This is a genomic window from Pedobacter frigiditerrae (assembly GCF_004331645.1).
Classification (GTDB): domain Bacteria; phylum Bacteroidota; class Bacteroidia; order Sphingobacteriales; family Sphingobacteriaceae; genus Pedobacter; species Pedobacter frigiditerrae.
The window spans coordinates 70,779-87,992 of record NZ_SJSK01000008.1 but is presented as its reverse complement, the minus strand read 5'-3'; the positions used below and the strand labels follow the sequence as shown (position 1 = coordinate 87,992).

Below are 17,214 nucleotides of genomic sequence, written 5' to 3'. Positions count from 1 at the left end.
TCCCTCAACCTTGTCTTATCCCAGTTTATTCAATTCTTCTTTAACAAAACTTGCTAATTCTTTTACATAATCGGCACTGAAATCAAATTTAATTCCTGCTGTTTCATAAATCTCATTCATTGGTTTGGTATAACCCAATGCTAGTGCGGCTAAATATTGTTCTAAAGCTTTTTCTGGATTCTCCTTATAGTTTTTCCAAACTGCAATGGCACCTAATTGAGCAATGGCATATTCGATATAGTAAAAGGGAACTTCAAATAGGTGCAATTGTTTTTGCCATAGGTTTCCAAACTGTTGTTCAAAATCTGTCCAGTCTGCAAAGCCTGCACCAAAGCGGGTATAAATTTGTTTAAATGCAATTTCTCTATCAGCAGCGTTATGGTTTGGATTGGTATAAATCCAATGCTGAAATTGGTCTATTACTGCAACCCATGGTAAGGTTTTTAAAACATCAGCCAATTGCTCTTTTTTAGCACGAATTAAATCTTCCTCATTATCGAAATAAACATCCCAATTATCCATTGAGATTAATTCCATACTCATTGATGCCAATTCTGCAACCTCAGATGGACAATGTTTAAAATCGTTTAACTCTAGGTTTGCAGTTAGAAAAGTATGTATCGCATGGCCACCCTCGTGTACCATCGTTGTTAAATCTCTTAACGAATTAGCCGAGTTCATGAAGATAAAAGGGGCACCAGTTTCTGCTAATGGATAGTTGTAACCACCTGGAGCTTTGCCCATTCTACTTTCTACATCAAATAGGCCATTAGCCTTCATAATGGTTAGTTTTTCACCCAAAGATGGGTTAATGGCAGCAAAACAACTAATGCTTTTATCTATCAGTTCTTGTCCGTTATTAAAAGGCTTTAGCATTGGTTTGCCAGTAGTGCTCACCTCCATGTCCCAAGGTCTCAGTGCTGTTAAGCCTAAAGCATTTTGTCTTTTTTCTGCCTGTTCTTTTAAAACGGGAACAACTTCTTTTTCTATCGCTACTGCGAAATCATAACAATCTTTAACATCGTAATCAAAACGACCTAAAGCTTGGAACATGTAATCGCGGTAATTTTCAAAACCTGCATTTAAAGCAACTTTAAGGCGCATGGCGATTAGTTCGTCAAACAAGATGTTTAAATCATCTTTGTCTGCTAATCGGCGTTGCTGAATGGTTTCCCAAGCATTTTGCCTAACATCGCGGTCTGTATCTTTTAAAAAGTTGGCAGCTTGTTCTAGGGTATATTCTTGGTCATTGATTTTTACACTCATTGCCCCAGTAATACCTTGATACCTTTGTTGCGCAACTTGTAAAAGCGTAAATAATTCAACGTTCTCTTCGCGATATAACTCTAAAGATTTTTTAATGGCACGCAGGTAAACAAAATATTTATCGTGGTCTAAATCGTTAATAAATGGGCTATCATTTAATTTTTTATTTAGCTCATTAGCCACAGGCGAAATTTTTGGCTCAATCTCAGTAGCGAAATATTGAAAATCCCTAACCAAGTTTTCGTTTGCAGTGTCACAACTCATTTTAATGTATCGCCAAGCAAAATCTTCTTCTAAAGCTGCTTCTAATTCACTTTTATCCTTTAACCACTGCTCCAATTCATCAACGGTGTTGATTTCTCTTTTCAATAATTCATCTAAAATAGGAGATAGGTTTTTCCATTCCATTTTTAAATCTTGAGGAATATAAGTTCTGGTTTTTTTGTTTATGATTAGATTATCCATTGTTGATTAGTTAATTTGTGAATTAGCTAATTAGCTAATTATCACATTTTCAAATTATTTATTTCTTATGTAAGCATCAATTAAAAAGCAAATGGCAAAAATAACTGATGCATAGCCATTGGTGGTTGCAAAAGCTCTATCTACTTTGCTAATGTCTGTCGGTTTTACCAACAAGTGCTGATAGATTAACATGGCACAGAAAAATGCTATTCCGATATAATATACCCAGCTAAATTCTGCAAAAAACAAAGGCATAATTACGCATAAGGCCGAAAATATATGCAGCACAACAGATAATCGCAATGCGTTTTTAATGCCTAAAGCCGCAGGAATAGAATGTAATTTTTCTGCTCTATCAAAGCTTTCATCCTGTAAAGCATAAATAATATCGAAACCACTTACCCAAAATAGAACGGCAAAAGAGTAAAATAATGGCACAATGTTAAAAGCTCCTGTTACCGCAATATATGCTCCAATTGGTGCTAATGCTAAACCTAAACCTAAAACCAAGTGACATAAGGCTGTAAAACGTTTGGTATAACTATAAAAAAGTACCACAAATAGGGCAATAGGCGATAGATATAAACACAAGGTATTGATAAAAGCTGTTGCAATTACAAACAACACACAGTTTACAATCACAAAGGTTAAAGCTTCATTGGCAGAAATTTTTCCTGCCGGGATATCACGTGTTACCGTACGTGGATTTTTGGCGTCGATATTTCTATCTAAATAACGATTAAATGCCATTGCTGCATTTCTTGCAAAAACCATACATAAAATTACCAATGCCAATAAATACCAATTAAATGGATTTGGAGTAGTGGTAACGCCTAAAAAAAAGCCAATTAAGGCAAAAGGCATGGCAAATATGGAGTGTGCAAATAATACGAGTGAAAAATATTTCTTCATTACTAGATGTGAGTATTGAGATACGAGATATGGTTAAATCACTTCTTTTGTTAACTGATAGCTGACAACTGATTACTCCGTGTTACTAGCCGAATAAAACTGAGGGTCTACTTCTGGTTTAACAAAGTCTTCATTTACTTCCTGCACAAATTGTAAAAGTTTATCTCTTCCTTGGCCTTTTTCTGCCGAAGTAACAAAAAATGGAGGTACTTCTTCAAACCAACCTAATAAGGTTTTATTAAACTTGGCTACATTTTGGTCTGTTTTTGGGGCAGATTGTTTATCGGCTTTTGTATAAACCAATGCAAAAGGAATTTGGCATTCGCCTAACCAAGAACAAAATTCTAAATCAATTTTTTGTGGTTCTAAACGGCTATCAATTAGTACAAAAACACATTGAAGGTTTTCTCTTTTTGTTAAGTAGTTTCTAATGAATTTTTCCCATTTCTCTCTACTGCTTTTAGAAACTTTGGCATATCCATATCCAGGTAAATCTACAATGTACCACTTTTCGTTTATCAGAAAGTGATTAATTAGCTGTGTTTTTCCTGGTCTTTGTGATGTTTTTGCTAAACCTTGTACATTTACCAACATGTTAATAAGTGACGATTTACCAACGTTAGAGCGCCCAATAAATGCATATTCTGGCAATTCTGGCAATGGCAAAGCAGAAACTTTAGTGTTGCTAACAACAAATGTGGCAGATTTTATAATCATACAGCAAAGGTAAGAATAAGTTTGGAGTTGAGAGTTTACAGTAAAATCATTATAAACACATATTCCATCTTACATTTCACATCTTACATTGATTATGTATCTTTACCCCCAACAATATGAATAAAGAAGTTACTCCCTACGCCGGAACAGAAACAAAAAAAGAACAGGTTGCTACCATGTTTAATAACATTTCTGGCACCTATGATTTTCTAAATCACTTTTTATCATTAGGTATCGATATCATTTGGCGTCGCAAGGCGATAAGAGAACTATCTGCCATACAACCTAGAATTATTTTAGACGTAGCGACAGGAACTGGTGATTTTGCTTTCGAATCAATTGATATCCTTCATCCTGATAAGGTAATTGGTGTAGACATTTCTGAAGGAATGCTAGAGGTAGCTAAAAAGAAAATCAAGGATCGTAACCTTGGACATGTTTTTTCTGTTCAATTGGGCGATTCTGAAGGTCTGCATTTCGAAGACAATACTTTTGATGCCATAACGGTTGCTTTTGGTGTGAGGAATTATGAAAATCTAGAAAAAGGATTAGCTGATATGCTTCGAGTATTAAAACCAGAAGGAAAGATTGTTATCCTTGAGTTTTCTAAGCCCAGACACTTTCCTGTAAAACAAGGCTATCATATTTATTTTAAATACGTAACTCCATTTTTTGGAAAACTATTTTCGAAGGATAAAAGGGCTTATACTTATTTGCCAGAGTCTGTTGCAGCATTTCCAGATGGAGAAGAGTTTGTTGCCTTAATGGAAAAAGTTGGGTATAAAAATACCAAACATAGACCTTTAACGTTTGGCATTAGTGCGATATACACAGGTATTAAATGAGAAAAAAGTTAACACTCTTACTAATTATTACCTTATTCTCCTTTTCTATAGCTAAATCTCAAAATTGGGGTGGTGGTATAGATGGAGAAAGATTTAATTGGGGTTTTAGTTTTCAATACATTTCATCTGAATTAAAAATCACTAAAAATAGTAATTGGCGCCAACCTTATTATGATCAAGATTTAGGGGCTTACGTTACCGATACCCTAAGTTCTATCAGCTCTCCAACATCTGTTGGATTTGGAATTGGATTTGTAGTTAATTCTAGCATCCATAAAAATGTTGATGTTCGTTTTACCCCCACTTTGGTTTTTAATGATCGCCTAGTTAATTACACTTATGTAGTGCCTGGGACATTTAATGCGAGCAATCCAGTGGTTCAAAAGAAAATTCAGGCAACAATGGTAGATTTTCCGGTGGGATTAAAACTAAAATCTGACCGATTGATGAATGTGAGAGCTTACATGCTGGGAGGTTTAAAATACTCTATCGATTTGGCATCAAGTAAAAAGACCAATGATGTAAATGCCGCACCAATAGATAAATTGTTAAAAAACAAAAAGAGTTTCCTTTCTTATGAGGCAGGTTTAGGATTTGATATTTATTTCGAATGGTTTAAAATGTCTCCAGAAGTAAAGGTTTCTTACTCATTTAAAGACATTTTAAAGCATGAGCCTCAGCCTTATGCTAATCCAATTGATAAGGCAAAGCTTAGACATTTTACTTTCAGTTTATTTTTCGAGTAAGCTGAACATTCAAATTTTTATACCTTTGCTAATCAAATCATAATTAAACTTATGGCTAAAATCGCATTAATTACTGGTGCAAGTTCGGGTATTGGTGAAGCTTGTGCACATCTTTTTGCTCAACAAGGTTATCATCTGATCCTATTGGGAAGAAGAGAAAACTTGCTCGAGAAAATAGCTCATCACTTAACGGCTAAATATGCAATTGAGGTAAAGAAAATTCAAGCAGATGTTAGGGATAAAGAAAACATCAACTATGTTTTAGAAACATTGCCAGCTGCTTGGAAAAATGTTGATGTATTGATCAATAATGCAGGTTTAAGCCAGGGTTTAGATCCAATAGACAAAGGAGATACAGATGATTGGGATGTAATGATCGATACAAACATTAAAGGTCTATTGTACGTTTCTAAAGTGGTTACTAATTGGATGATTGCACAAAAGAAAGGTCACATTATTAACATTGGTTCTATTGCAGGAAAAGAGGTGTATGCCAATGGAAATGTTTATTGCGCTACTAAACATGCTGTTGATGCATTAAATAAAGCAATGCGCATAGATCTTTTACCTCACGGCATAAAGGTTACAGGCATACATCCAGGTGCAGTAGAAACTGAATTTTCTATAGTGCGTTTTAAAGGTGATGAAGGTAGGGCCAAAAAAGTTTATGAGGGTTTTGAACCTTTAATTGCACAAGATATTGCAGAAGCGATTTGGTTTGTGGTAAGTAGACCAGCCCATGTAAACATAAACGATATGCTAATTATGCCAACTGCACAAGCAAATGGTAATTTATTAAAAAGAGATTAAAAAAGAGTTAAAGGTTATGGGTTACAGGTTTAAGGTCTGGATGCATAACTGAAACAAAAAAAATATAAATGTGGAAATAGTTTTGAATTCAAGCTCACAACTCATGACACGCAACCTGTAACTAGATATGATATCAACTACTATAGATCAAGAAATAAAACAAGCAATGTTAGCTAAGGATCAAGCTAAATTGAGAGGTTTAAGAGCAATTAAAGCTGCTTTTTTATTGGCAAAAACTGAAAAGGGCCATGCTGAAGAATTAACTGAAGATGGAGAAATTAAAATTCTTCAGAAATTGGTAAAACAGAGAAAAGAATCTGCTGCCATTTATAAAGAGCAGGGGCGTGAAGATTTATTTACTGTGGAGCAAGAAGAAATAGATGTAATTAGTCAGTTTTTGCCTCAACAGTTAGATAGAGCCGATATTGAAAAAATTGTTTCTAGAATAATTTCAGAAACCGGTGCTACTTCAGTAAAAGAAATGGGTAAAATAATGGGTCTTGCAAATAAAGAATTAGCAGGCAAGGCTGATGGAAAACTGATTGGAGAAATTGTGAAAACGCAATTGGGATAACCAAATTGTTGCTTGTATTTGAAATATTTCTAAAAAATATTCATATTAATTAGCATTATTTAATTTTACTCTATTAACTTAGTAGCACATACCACACAGCATAATACTATATATGAAATACGAAGTAGTTGAAGAAGAGGGGTTTAAATACATAGAGGCAGGTACAGGAGAAACGCTGGTATTACTTCATGGCCTAATGGGCGAACTGAGTAATTGGGAGCCAGCTTTAGATCATTTTAAAGAGAATTACCGTGTATTGGTTCCTATTTTACCAATTTATGATTTGCCTTTGCTTACTTTGGGCGTTAAGAGCTTATCTAAGTATGTACACCGTTTTTTGAAATTTAAGAAATTAAGTCAGGTTGTATTAATAGGTAATTCTTTGGGTGGTCATGTTGGTTTAGTTTTTACAGCAGCACATCAAGAATTTGTTAAAGCTTTGGTTTTAACTGGTAGTTCTGGCTTATATGAAAATGCTTTTGGTGGTTCGTTTCCACGTAGAGAAAGTTATGATTATGTAAGAGAGAAGGTAGAATTTACATTTTATGATCCAGCAACTGCTACAAAAGAGTTGGTAGATGAGGTTTTCAAATCTGTAAACGACCGCTCTAGGGTAATTAGGATATTGGCTTTAGCAAAATCTGCCATTCGTCATAACATGTCAAAAGAATTATCAAGGATTACTATTCCTGTTTCTTTAATCTGGGGTAAACAAGATAAAATTACACCACCAGAAGTGGCTGTTGAGTTTCACGAATTATTACCAAATTCAGAATTGAATTGGGTTGATGAGTGTGGGCACGCACCTATGATGGAAAGGCCAGCGGTTTTCAATGAATTTTTGGATAAATTTTTAAACAGGGTTTTATTAAAATAAATGATAGCTGTAGAACTCATATCAAACATAATTCCGCCACTAAAAACTTCTGACACCGTTCAGAAGGCTTTAGAGAGGATGAGTGAGTTTAAACTTTACCATTTACCTATAGTTAACGAGAGCCAGTTTTTAGGCTTGGTTTCTGAAGACGAATTGATAGAAGTACGTGACCAGGAAACACCAATTGGAACTTTATCTTTATCCATTATTAATCCTTTTGTTTTTGAAGAGTCGCATATTTATGATGTGATAAGGTTGTTTAACCAGCTTCAACTCTCATTAGTTCCTGTTTTAGATTCGAATAAAAACTACATTGGTGTTGTTTCAATCAATAATCTTTTAGCATATACAGCCAATACCTATGCGGTTAAAGAACCAGGTGGAATAGTGGTGTTATCGATTAGCAATAGAAATAATTCATTGGCTCACATGGCACAAATTGTTGAGGCAGATAATGCGCAAATACTTTCATCTTACGTGAGCACCTTTCCAGATTCTACAAGATTAGAAGTTACCTTAAAAATAAACAAAACAGAATTGTCTGGTATTATAGCTTCTTTTGAAAGATATGATTACGAAGTAAAAGCTGTTTTTAACAATACGCAAAACGATGATGGTTCTACTGATAGATTTAATTCTTTCATGAACTATTTAAACGTATAACATCTGAATGAGAATAGCAATTTACGGTAGAGATTTTAACGATAGTGTTTTACCTTTTGTACAAGAAGTATTTGATGCCTTAGCTGCTCATCAAATTGAAATTTCAGTCTACCTCAAATTTTACAACTTTATAAAAAATAAAGTTGTTCTGCCCGAAAACATCATCACATTTTCTAGCCATAAGGAACTGGTTAACCAAACTGAAGTGTTGTTAAGTTTAGGTGGCGATGGAACTTTATTAGATACGCTGTCACTTGTTAGAGATTCCCAAATTCCAGTTATTGGAATAAATTTTGGACGTTTAGGTTTCTTAGCAAGCATTAATAAAAACGAAATTAAAAATGCCATTGCTGCATTGGTAAAAGGCGAGTATTCATTAGATAAACGAAGTATTTTAAATCTCGAATCTCAAAATGATTTATTTACTGATGAGAATTTCGCATTAAATGACATCACCATACATAGAAGGGATAACTCTGCCATGATGATTATTCATGCATATATGAATGGTGAGTTTGTAAATTCTTACTGGGCAGATGGATTAATCATTGCAACACCAACAGGTTCCACTGCTTATTCATTAAGTTGCGGTGGGCCAATTATTTTACCAAGCGCCCAAAATTTTGTAATTACTCCTATTGCACCCCATAATTTAAATGTAAGACCCATCATCGTTCCTGATAATGTAGAGTTAACTTTTGAGATAGAAGCTAGAAGTACTAAATTTTTGCTCTCATGCGACTCAAGAACCGAAACAGTAGATAGGTCTGTTAAAATAACTATCAATAAAGCCAAATTTAATGTGAATCTGGTTCGTTTAAACAATGAAAGTTATTTAACTACGTTAAGGAATAAATTACTTTGGGGTATAGATACTCGTAATTATTAAGATGGGGAAAATAAAAGTTGCCTTCCTATTTCTTTTTTCTTTTTTCTCTGGTTATTCTGTTTCAGCCCAACAAGTTGAGGTTGGAATTAACGCCGGTGGAGCCTCATATTTAGGCGATTTAAATCAATACAATCCAGTTAAAATTAGTGGGATATCTGCAGGTGTGTTCGCCAAGCTAAACTTTGATCCGCATTTTGGATTAGGCTTACATTATAACTATGGTAAGATAAAGGCAACAGATTCACATGCTAGCAATGCGCAATTTAGAGATAGGAACCTAAGCTTTTATACTCCTCTAAATGAAGTGAGCTTATTGTTTGACTTTAATTTGTTTGATTTATATTCTTACGGACCAAAAAGAAGATTTACACCATACATATTTGCTGGAATTGGAGCTGTACTATTTCAACCAAAGACAGAATTTAAGGATGAGGAATATTTATTAAGGTTATACAATACAGAGGGACAAAGTAAATCTTATAAAAACTATACCATTACAATTCCTTATGGCGTAGGTGCTAGATATAAACTTAAAAATAATTGGACTATTTTTTCTCAGATAGGCTATAGGTCGCCGTTAACAGATTATATAGATGATGTTAGTGGTGTTTATCCAAAAGCTAATGCATGGACAGGTACAAGTACCGCTAATCCAACTATAAGCAAGGCCTTGTCTGACAGGTCTGGAGAGCAAACAGGAGTATATTTAGGCGATCCTGGAACTCAAAGAGGCGATTTTAGAAAAAGAGATAATTACATGTTTGTAGGTATTGGTATATCTTATACCTTTGTGAGCCAAAAATGTTTTACTTTTTAGGGCAACGAATACTTACAAATGAGTTTTAAAGAACAAATAGATATTAATAAATTACCAGAGCACATTGCTATTATCATGGATGGTAATGGACGTTGGGCAAAAAATCAAGGTAAATTTAGAATGTTTGGTCACGAGAGTGGCGTATTGTCTGTAAAGGATATTGTTGAAGGCTGCGTAGACATAGGTGTCAAATACCTAACTGTTTATGCTTTTTCTACTGAAAATTGGAACAGACCAATCGAAGAGGTAAATGCTTTAATGGAGCTTTTAATTTCTACCATTAACGAACAAGCGGAAACTTTAAACAAAAACAATGTAAGGTTAAATGCCATAGGTGATATTAAATCCTTACCTCAAAAGTGTATTGATGATTTAGCTAATGTGATGGAAGTTACTAGCAAAAACAATAGATGCACTTTAACCTTAGCATTAAGTTATAGTGCTAAATGGGAAATATTAGAAGCAGCAAAAAAACTAGCTCAACAAGTAAAAGATGAAAATATTACTGTTGATCAAATTACAGAAGAGGTTTTTGCAGCTCAATTAACTACAAAAAACATTCCTGATCCTGAGTTAATGATACGCACTAGTGGAGAGCACAGGGTGAGTAACTTCTTGCTTTGGCAGATGGCCTATACCGAATTATATTTCACCGAAACCTTATGGCCAGACTTTAGAAGAGAAGATCTTTTTGAGGCTATTGTAGATTACCAAAAACGCGAACGTCGCTTCGGAAAAATTAGTGAACAACTTAACTAATTTTACTTTTAACACTTTTTAACATGTGTTTAAATTAACTTAGCAACGTTTTTTAGATTGTAAATGAAAAGAATATACCAACTCATATTTTTGCTTTTGATTGGCTCGCCAGCAATTGCTCAGATCCGTAACCAGCCAGCACAAGCAACGCCAACTTTAAAAGTAAAAGGCCTAAACATAGATTACTTTAGTCCTAAAGAATATGTGATTGGCGGTACTACTTTAACTGGTGCGCAATACCTAGATAAAGAGGTTATCATTAAGATATCTAAATTAATCCCAGGAGAAAGAATAATCCTTCCTGGAGAAGCTACTTCAAATGCAATTAAAAACTTATGGGCACAAGGCCTGTTCGATGATGTTCAATTATTCGTTACTAAAATAAATTTAGATACTGTTTATTTTGATATTGAAGTTGTAGAACGCCCACGCTTAAGTTCCTTTGAATTTATAGGCATCAGCAAATCTCAAAAGACAGACATTGGTGAGAAACTAGCTGATAAAGCTGGTAAAACAATCATAAACGATAACCTTTACAATACTACAAGGTCTATTATCAATAAATATTTATTAGATAAGGGTTATTTCTACACTACAATTGACTTTAAATCTAAACCAGATCCAAATCAGGAAAATAGTGTGGTTTTACAGGTTATAATAGATAAAGGCAAACGTGTAAAAGTTCACGAAATTAAATTTACAGGTAATAAAGACTTTAAATCTGCCAAGCTAAGAAAGTACCTTAAGAAAACTAAACAACAAGCTTTTTATAAAGTATTTGGTAGCGGTAAGTTTAACAAAGAAAAATACGAAGAAGATAAGCTGAAGCTTGTAGCTAAAATGCAAGAGAAAGGTTATAGAGATGCAGCTATTTTAAAAGATAGTATCTATAAATACAATAATAAATCTGTTGGTATTAAATTAGCTATCTACGAAGGTCCGAAATATTATTTCGGAGACATTACATGGATTGGTAATGCAAAGTATACAACAGAATATTTAGAAAAGGTTTTCGGTATTGAAAAAGGTGAAATATTTAGTGAAGAGAAATTAGAGAAAAAATTACGTGGCAGTGCCAATGGTGATGATGTTTCTAGTGTTTACCTAAATGATGGATATTTAACCTTTAACATTGATCCGGTACAAACAAAAATACATAGCGATACCGTAGATATTGAAATGCGTATCTATGAAGGTCCACAATATACCAATAACAAAATCTCTGTTGAAGGAAATACAATCACTAACGATAGGGTAGTTTTAAGAGAGATTCGTACAAAACCCGGAGAGAAATTCTCTAAAGCAGCGTTAGTGCGTACTGTTCGTGAAATTGGTGCACTAGGTAATTTTGATGAATCTAAAACTAATCCAGTACCTAAGCCAAATGCCGATGGAACTGTAGACATTGTTTATCACGTAGAAGAAAAACCTTCAGATCAGATTGAACTTTCTGGTGGTTTTGGTGGTGGTCGTGTAATTGGTACCTTAGGTTTAACCTTTAATAACTTCTCTTTAAGGAATATATTTAATGGAGAGGCTTATAAACCACTTCCAAAAGGAGACGGACAAAAATTAAGTTTACGTGGACAAACTAATGGTAAATATTACCAATCATATAGTTTCTCCTTCTCTGAGCCTTGGTTTGGAGGTAAAAAGCCAGTTAGTTTTGGATTAAGTGCATTTACTTCATTGCAATCTAACGGTTTATCAGAAGGTGAAACCTCTTTCCAGAAAATACGATTAAACGGTGTTTCTATTAGCTTAGGTAGAAAATTAAAATGGCCAGATAACTGGTTCTCTTTGGTACACTCGGTTAACTTAAATCAGTATATCTTAAATAACTACCCTGGGTATTTATTTAGCACAGGAACATCATACAATTTAAACTTAACTCAAGAAATAGCTCGTGATTCAAGAGATGGAAGTCAGATCTTCCCAACAGGTGGATCTTATATCAAATTTACAATTCAAGCTACACCTCCTTATTCGCTATTAAATAAAGTAAATTACAAGACTGCTTCAGATAAAGAACGTTACAAATTTACTGAATACCATAAATGGAAATTTGAGGCTCAGTTTTTTGAAACTGTTGTTGGTAAATTGGTATTTAAAGGTCAAGCTCAATTTGGTTTCTTAGGTCAATATAATAGTGCTGTTGGTCAATCTGCATTTGAGCGTTTCAAATTAGGTGGTGATGGTATGCAGGGTTTCGATTTCTTGCAAGGGTCTGAGTTAATCGCTATGCGTGGTTATTCAAATAACTCTGTTGTGCCAGTTGGTGCGAATGTAAATATTGCACAAAGTTCAGGTAGCCCGATATTTAATAAATATGTAATGGAATTAAGATATCCTGTAATTGCATCTCAACAAGCTACGGCATTTTTAACAGCTTTTGCAGAAGGTGGTAACACTTGGAATAAGTTTAGCGATTTTAATCCGTTTAATATTAGACGTTCAGTTGGTATTGGCGCGAAAATATTCTTGCCAATATTTGGATTGTTGGGAATTGACTACGGTTATGGCTTTGATAAAATACCTGGTATTCCAGATGCAAATAAAGGACAATTCCACTTTAGTATAGCTCAACAACTAGGAGGGTTTAATTAAGTTTAAAACCTTTTATATATTTGGAAAAAACACACCAATGAAACCATCATGAGCAAACACTCATAAACAAAAACGAATATGCTCATGATAGCTTCATTACCGCTGAAAAACAAAATATAACCTAATGAAAAAATATATATTAGCTAGCTTTTTGCTCCTAATCGGATTAGCAGCATCAGCACAAAGATTTGCTTACGTAGATACAGAATATATACTTAAGCATTTGCCTGACTACAAATCGGCATTGAATCAATTAGATGGTTTATCTCAACAGTATCAAAAACAAGTTGATGATAGCTTTAACGAAATTGATAAGATGTACAAAGCCTATCAGGCAGATCAGGTATTGTTAACAGACGATATGCGTAAGCGTAGAGAAAACGATATCATAGAAAAAGAGAAAAAAGCAAAGGAATTACAACGTCAAAAATTTGGCCCAGAAGGAGAACTTTTCCAAACCAGAACCAAGCTTTTAAAGCCTATACAAGAAAAGGTAGCAACGGTAATTAGCGAAACTGCAAAAAACAAAACTTTAGATTTTGTTTTTGATAAAAGCAGCGAAACTACCATGATGATTTATGCTAGTAGCAATTATGACATTAGTAATGACGTTATTATAAGATTGGGCTACAAACCTGGCACAATAGTAAAATAGAAAACAAAACACACAATAGATTTAAAAACAATTATTAAGTAAAATAAAAAAATGAGAAAGTTAATTAACGTATTTTTTGTAGCAGCAGGATTATTGCTTACTGCAAACGTTGCAAGTGCCCAACAGAAACTTGGTCATATCAATTCTGAAGAAATTTATGCTACATTTCCAGAAGCGCTAACAGCACAAAACGCACTTCAAACATTTGCGAAAGGTAAACAAGCGGAGATTGATAAGATGATTGCAGAATATCAATTAAAGGCTAAAGCAGCTCAAGAAAAAGAGCAAAAAGGACAAAAATTGCAAAATGAAATGAGTGAAGCAAATAAAGAAGCGACACTTAAAGAGTTAAATGTCATATCTAAAGAATTGCAAGATGCGGGTGTTGAACTTCAAACTATACAGAAAAAAGTTGAAGATGCGCGTACAAAAGCTAGCACCGATGTTCAAACTAAACAAGTAGAATTATTTACTCCAGTTAATACAAAAGTGGCTACAGGAATGAGTGCTGTTGCTAAAGAAAAAGGTTTGGCTTATGTTTTTGACATTGCAAATGGGCAAGGTGCTAATAACCTAGTTTATTTTGATGGTGGCGAAGATATTACTGCTGCAGTTAAAACTAAATTAGGTATTGCTGCTACTGCTGCTCCAGTAACAAAAGCTCCTGCTACTACACCAGTTAAAAAGAACTAATTAAGATATAAAATTATTTATCTTAGCGGAATAAGGTTTCAATGCCTTATTCCGCTTTTTTTATGAATAAATTTCCGATAGGTATTTTCGATTCTGGTTTTGGTGGCCTAACTGTATTTAAATCAATAGCAGAAAAGCTACCTCAATATGATTATATCTATCTAGGTGATAATGCCCGATCTCCTTATGGTGATCATTCTTTTGAAACCGTATATCAATACACGTTGGAGTGTGTGGAATGGCTTTTTGCTCAGGGGTGTACTTTGGTTATTTTAGCTTGCAACACTGCGTCAGCAAAAGCATTAAGAAACATTCAGCAACTTGATCTTCCAAAAAAATACCCAAATAATAGGGTGCTTGGTGTAATTAGGCCAACAGCAGAAGTGATTGGAAATTATTCTACAACCAAAAATGTTGGAGTGCTAGGTACAAGAGGTACGGTAAATTCAAATTCCTATGCCATAGAAATTGAGCATTTCTTTCCAGACATAAAAGTTCATCAGCAAGCTTGCCCAATGTGGGTACCCATTATCGAAAATGGCGAACATTTAAGTGCTGGGGCCGATTTTTTTGTAGATGAATACATCCAACAGTTGTTGCAAAAATCTAATGAAATAGATTGTGTTTTATTAGCTTGTACACATTATCCATTACTAGTTCCTAAAATCAAGAAACACTTGCCCGGCAATGTTAAAATTGTAGCACAGGGTGATATTGTTGCAAATAGCTTAGTGGATTATTTAAAAAGACATACCGAGCTAGAAACTAAGCTTGCAAAAAATGCACAAAGAACTTTTTACACATCTGGTGATGTTAAGGTTTTTAATGAACGGGCATCTATGTTTCTTGGTGAAAAAATAGCTGCCCAAAAGATGAATAAAAGCTAATTCTGTAGCTTTTGAAAATTAACATTTAAATTACTTAAATGTGGGAAAACGATTCATTTCTTGTTAGGTTTTGAAATTTTAAAGCGGTAAATTTGCGGCTCAATCATCAATCCATGAGCGATCAGATCAAACACGAGTGCGGAATAGCTTTTATCCGTCTGTTAAAACCTCTCTCATTTTACCAAGAAAAATACGGTACTGCACTTTACGGCCTCAACAAATTATACTTGTTGATGGAAAAACAGCATAATCGTGGTCAAGACGGAGCAGGTATTGCAACCATTAAATTAGACATGAAACCAGGTAGCCGCTACATTAGTCGTTACCGTTCAATGGCACAGAATGCAGTTGCAGATATTTTTGGTTATGTACAAGGGAAATTTGTAGATATCCAGAATGAAACACCTGAGTTGATGAAAGACACAGAGTTTCTTAAACAAAATGTAAGTTTCATTGGAGAGGTTTTACTTGGCCATTTAAGATATGGTACGCATGGTAAAAATAGCATAGAAAACTGCCACCCATTCTTACGTCAAAACAACTGGATGACAAGGAACTTAGTTATTGCAGGTAATTTTAACATGACTAATGTTGATGAATTATTAGAGCAATTATATGAGTTGGGCCAACATCCAAAAGAAAAAGCAGATACAGTTACTGTGCTCGAAAAAATTGGACACTTTTTAGATGACGAAAATCAAGAGTTATTTGATGAGTACAAAAAAGAAGGCCTAAGCAATGTTGAAATCACTCACAAAATATCTGAAAAATTAAATATTGCCAATATCCTACGTCGCTCTGCGAAAGATTGGGATGGCGGTTATACTATTTCTGGTATCGTAGGTAATGGTGATGCATTTGTACTTCGTGACCCTTCGGGTATCCGCCCTGCATTTTATTATGCAGATGATGAAATTGTTGTTGCCGCATCTGAAAGACCAGCTATACAGACCGCATTTAACGTTCAGATTAAGCAGGTTAAAGAAATTGAACCCGGACACGCTTTAATTGTTAAAAAAGACGGAACAGTAACACAAGAGATGTATCGCGAACCGGCAGAAAAGAGAGCTTGCTCATTTGAGCGCATCTATTTCTCTAGGGGTAGCGATGCTGATATTTATAAAGAGCGTAAAAAATTAGGTCATTTGTTAATTCCCCAAGTTTTAGGAGCGGTTAAAAAAGATTTAAAAAATACAGTTTTCTCATTTATTCCTAATACCGCCGAAGTTTCATTTTATGGGATGGTAGAAGGTTTACATGAGCATGTTCGTGAAGTTCAAAAAGATACTTTGTTAAATCGTAAAGAACAACTTAACGATGAGCAACTTAACGAGTTGTTGTCTATGACGCCAAGAGTAGAAAAATTGGCCATCAAAGATGTGAAGCTCCGTACCTTTATTACACAAGATGCGGATAGAGGTGAGATGGTTGCCCATGTTTATGATACTACTTACGGCGTTATTAAAAACCATACCGATACTTTGGTAGCGGTTGATGATTCGATTGTTCGTGGTACTACCTTAAAACAAAGTATCATTAAAATCATTGATAGGTTACATCCTAAAAAAATTATTATTGTTTCTTCTGCGCCTCAAATCCGTTACCCAGATTGTTATGGTATAGACATGTCTAAAATGGGACAGTTTGTAGCATTTGATGCCGCTATCCAATTGTTAAAAGAAAGAGGGATGGAGCACATCATCGAAGAAGTTTATCAGAAATGTAAAGCATCTTTATTGTTGCCTAAAGAACAAATTGTTAATTACGTAAAAGATATTTACAGGCCTTTTAAACAACAAGAAATTTCTGATAAAATAGCGCAAATCATTACGCCAAAAGGTACCGTGGCAGAAGTAGAAGTGATTTATCAAACTTTAGATAATTTACATATAGCTTGCCCTAATCATACTGGCGATTGGTATTTCTCAGGAAATTATCCTACTCCAGGAGGAAATAAAGTAGTAAACAAAGCTTTTGTGAATTGGAAAGAGGGAAATAACCAAAGAGCGTATTAAAGCTGATCTGTCATTCC

General features: G+C 34.4%; 17 protein-coding genes. 14 read left to right on the top strand and 3 right to left on the bottom strand.

The window, feature by feature from the left end; all coding sequences use genetic code 11:
• Positions 1–15: 15 nt before the first annotated feature.
• The 3 genes from EZ428_RS22390 to yihA all read right to left on the bottom strand — a co-directional run bounded on the left by EZ428_RS22390 (position 16) and on the right by yihA (position 3,360).
• A complete protein-coding gene (locus EZ428_RS22390) occupies positions 16–1,731 on the bottom strand; it encodes a M3 family oligoendopeptidase (protein WP_131555584.1) in 1,716 nt (571 codons plus the stop codon).
• A gap of 54 nt (positions 1,732–1,785) precedes the next feature.
• Positions 1,786–2,643 (bottom strand): UbiA-like polyprenyltransferase, encoded by an 858-nt coding sequence (locus EZ428_RS22385; RefSeq protein WP_131555583.1) that lies wholly within the window; start codon positions 2,641–2,643, stop codon positions 1,786–1,788.
• Positions 2,644–2,715: 72 nt separating this feature from the next.
• Positions 2,716–3,360: a ribosome biogenesis GTP-binding protein YihA/YsxC gene (yihA, locus tag EZ428_RS22380; protein WP_131555582.1), complete on the bottom strand. Its 645-nt coding sequence runs from the start codon at positions 3,358–3,360 to the stop codon at positions 2,716–2,718.
• Positions 3,361–3,476: 116 nt separating this feature from the next.
• On the opposite strand from yihA, the gene ubiE reads away from it, so the two are divergent.
• The 14 genes from ubiE to EZ428_RS22310 all read left to right on the top strand — a co-directional run bounded on the left by ubiE (position 3,477) and on the right by EZ428_RS22310 (position 17,197).
• A complete protein-coding gene (gene ubiE / locus EZ428_RS22375) occupies positions 3,477–4,205 on the top strand; it encodes a bifunctional demethylmenaquinone methyltransferase/2-methoxy-6-polyprenyl-1,4-benzoquinol methylase UbiE (RefSeq protein ID WP_131555581.1) in 729 nt (242 codons plus the stop codon).
• On the top strand, positions 4,202–4,951 hold the full coding sequence (gene porT, locus EZ428_RS22370) for a type IX secretion/gliding motility protein PorT/SprT (RefSeq protein ID WP_131555580.1): 750 nt from the start codon (positions 4,202–4,204) through the stop codon (positions 4,949–4,951). The genes ubiE and porT overlap by 4 nt, the downstream gene beginning before the upstream one ends.
• A 51-nt stretch (positions 4,952–5,002) precedes the next feature.
• On the top strand, positions 5,003–5,761 hold the full coding sequence (locus tag EZ428_RS22365) for an SDR family NAD(P)-dependent oxidoreductase (protein WP_131555579.1): 759 nt from the start codon (positions 5,003–5,005) through the stop codon (positions 5,759–5,761).
• A 127-nt stretch (positions 5,762–5,888) separates the two neighbouring features.
• Positions 5,889–6,335 carry a GatB/YqeY domain-containing protein gene (locus EZ428_RS22360; RefSeq protein ID WP_131555578.1) on the top strand — a complete coding sequence of 149 codons (447 nt, stop codon included), beginning with the start codon at positions 5,889–5,891 and terminating at the stop codon, positions 6,333–6,335.
• Between the two features lie 112 nt (positions 6,336–6,447).
• Positions 6,448–7,212, top strand: coding sequence for an alpha/beta fold hydrolase (locus EZ428_RS22355; RefSeq protein WP_131555577.1), 765 nt, complete (start codon positions 6,448–6,450; stop codon positions 7,210–7,212).
• Positions 7,213–7,875, top strand: coding sequence for a CBS domain-containing protein (locus EZ428_RS22350; RefSeq protein ID WP_131555576.1), 663 nt, complete (start codon positions 7,213–7,215; stop codon positions 7,873–7,875).
• A 7-nt stretch (positions 7,876–7,882) separates the two neighbouring features.
• Positions 7,883–8,764: an NAD kinase gene (locus EZ428_RS22345; RefSeq protein WP_131555575.1), complete on the top strand. Its 882-nt coding sequence runs from the start codon at positions 7,883–7,885 to the stop codon at positions 8,762–8,764.
• 1 nt (position 8,765) lies between these two features.
• The gene (porG, locus tag EZ428_RS22340; protein ID WP_131555574.1) at positions 8,766–9,581 is read left to right on the top strand and encodes a type IX secretion system protein PorG; all 816 of its coding nucleotides are present in this window, start codon (positions 8,766–8,768) and stop codon (positions 9,579–9,581) included.
• 18 nt (positions 9,582–9,599) lie between these two features.
• The gene (locus EZ428_RS22335; protein ID WP_131555573.1) at positions 9,600–10,340 is read left to right on the top strand and encodes an isoprenyl transferase; all 741 of its coding nucleotides are present in this window, start codon (positions 9,600–9,602) and stop codon (positions 10,338–10,340) included.
• Positions 10,341–10,403: 63 nt separating this feature from the next.
• Entirely contained in the window at positions 10,404–12,947 is a 2,544-nt protein-coding gene (locus tag EZ428_RS22330) for a BamA/OMP85 family outer membrane protein (protein ID WP_165501853.1), read from the top strand.
• 124 nt (positions 12,948–13,071) lie between these two features.
• Positions 13,072–13,602, top strand: a complete 531-nt coding sequence (locus tag EZ428_RS22325) for an OmpH family outer membrane protein (protein ID WP_131555572.1) — start codon at positions 13,072–13,074, stop codon at positions 13,600–13,602.
• A 51-nt stretch (positions 13,603–13,653) separates the two neighbouring features.
• A complete protein-coding gene (locus EZ428_RS22320) occupies positions 13,654–14,295 on the top strand; it encodes an OmpH family outer membrane protein (RefSeq protein WP_131555571.1) in 642 nt (213 codons plus the stop codon).
• Positions 14,296–14,357: 62 nt separating this feature from the next.
• On the top strand, positions 14,358–15,182 hold the full coding sequence (murI, locus tag EZ428_RS22315) for a glutamate racemase (RefSeq protein ID WP_131555570.1): 825 nt from the start codon (positions 14,358–14,360) through the stop codon (positions 15,180–15,182).
• A gap of 113 nt (positions 15,183–15,295) precedes the next feature.
• On the top strand, positions 15,296–17,197 hold the full coding sequence (locus EZ428_RS22310) for a class II glutamine amidotransferase (protein WP_131555569.1): 1,902 nt from the start codon (positions 15,296–15,298) through the stop codon (positions 17,195–17,197).
• Positions 17,198–17,214 lie beyond the last annotated feature (17 nt).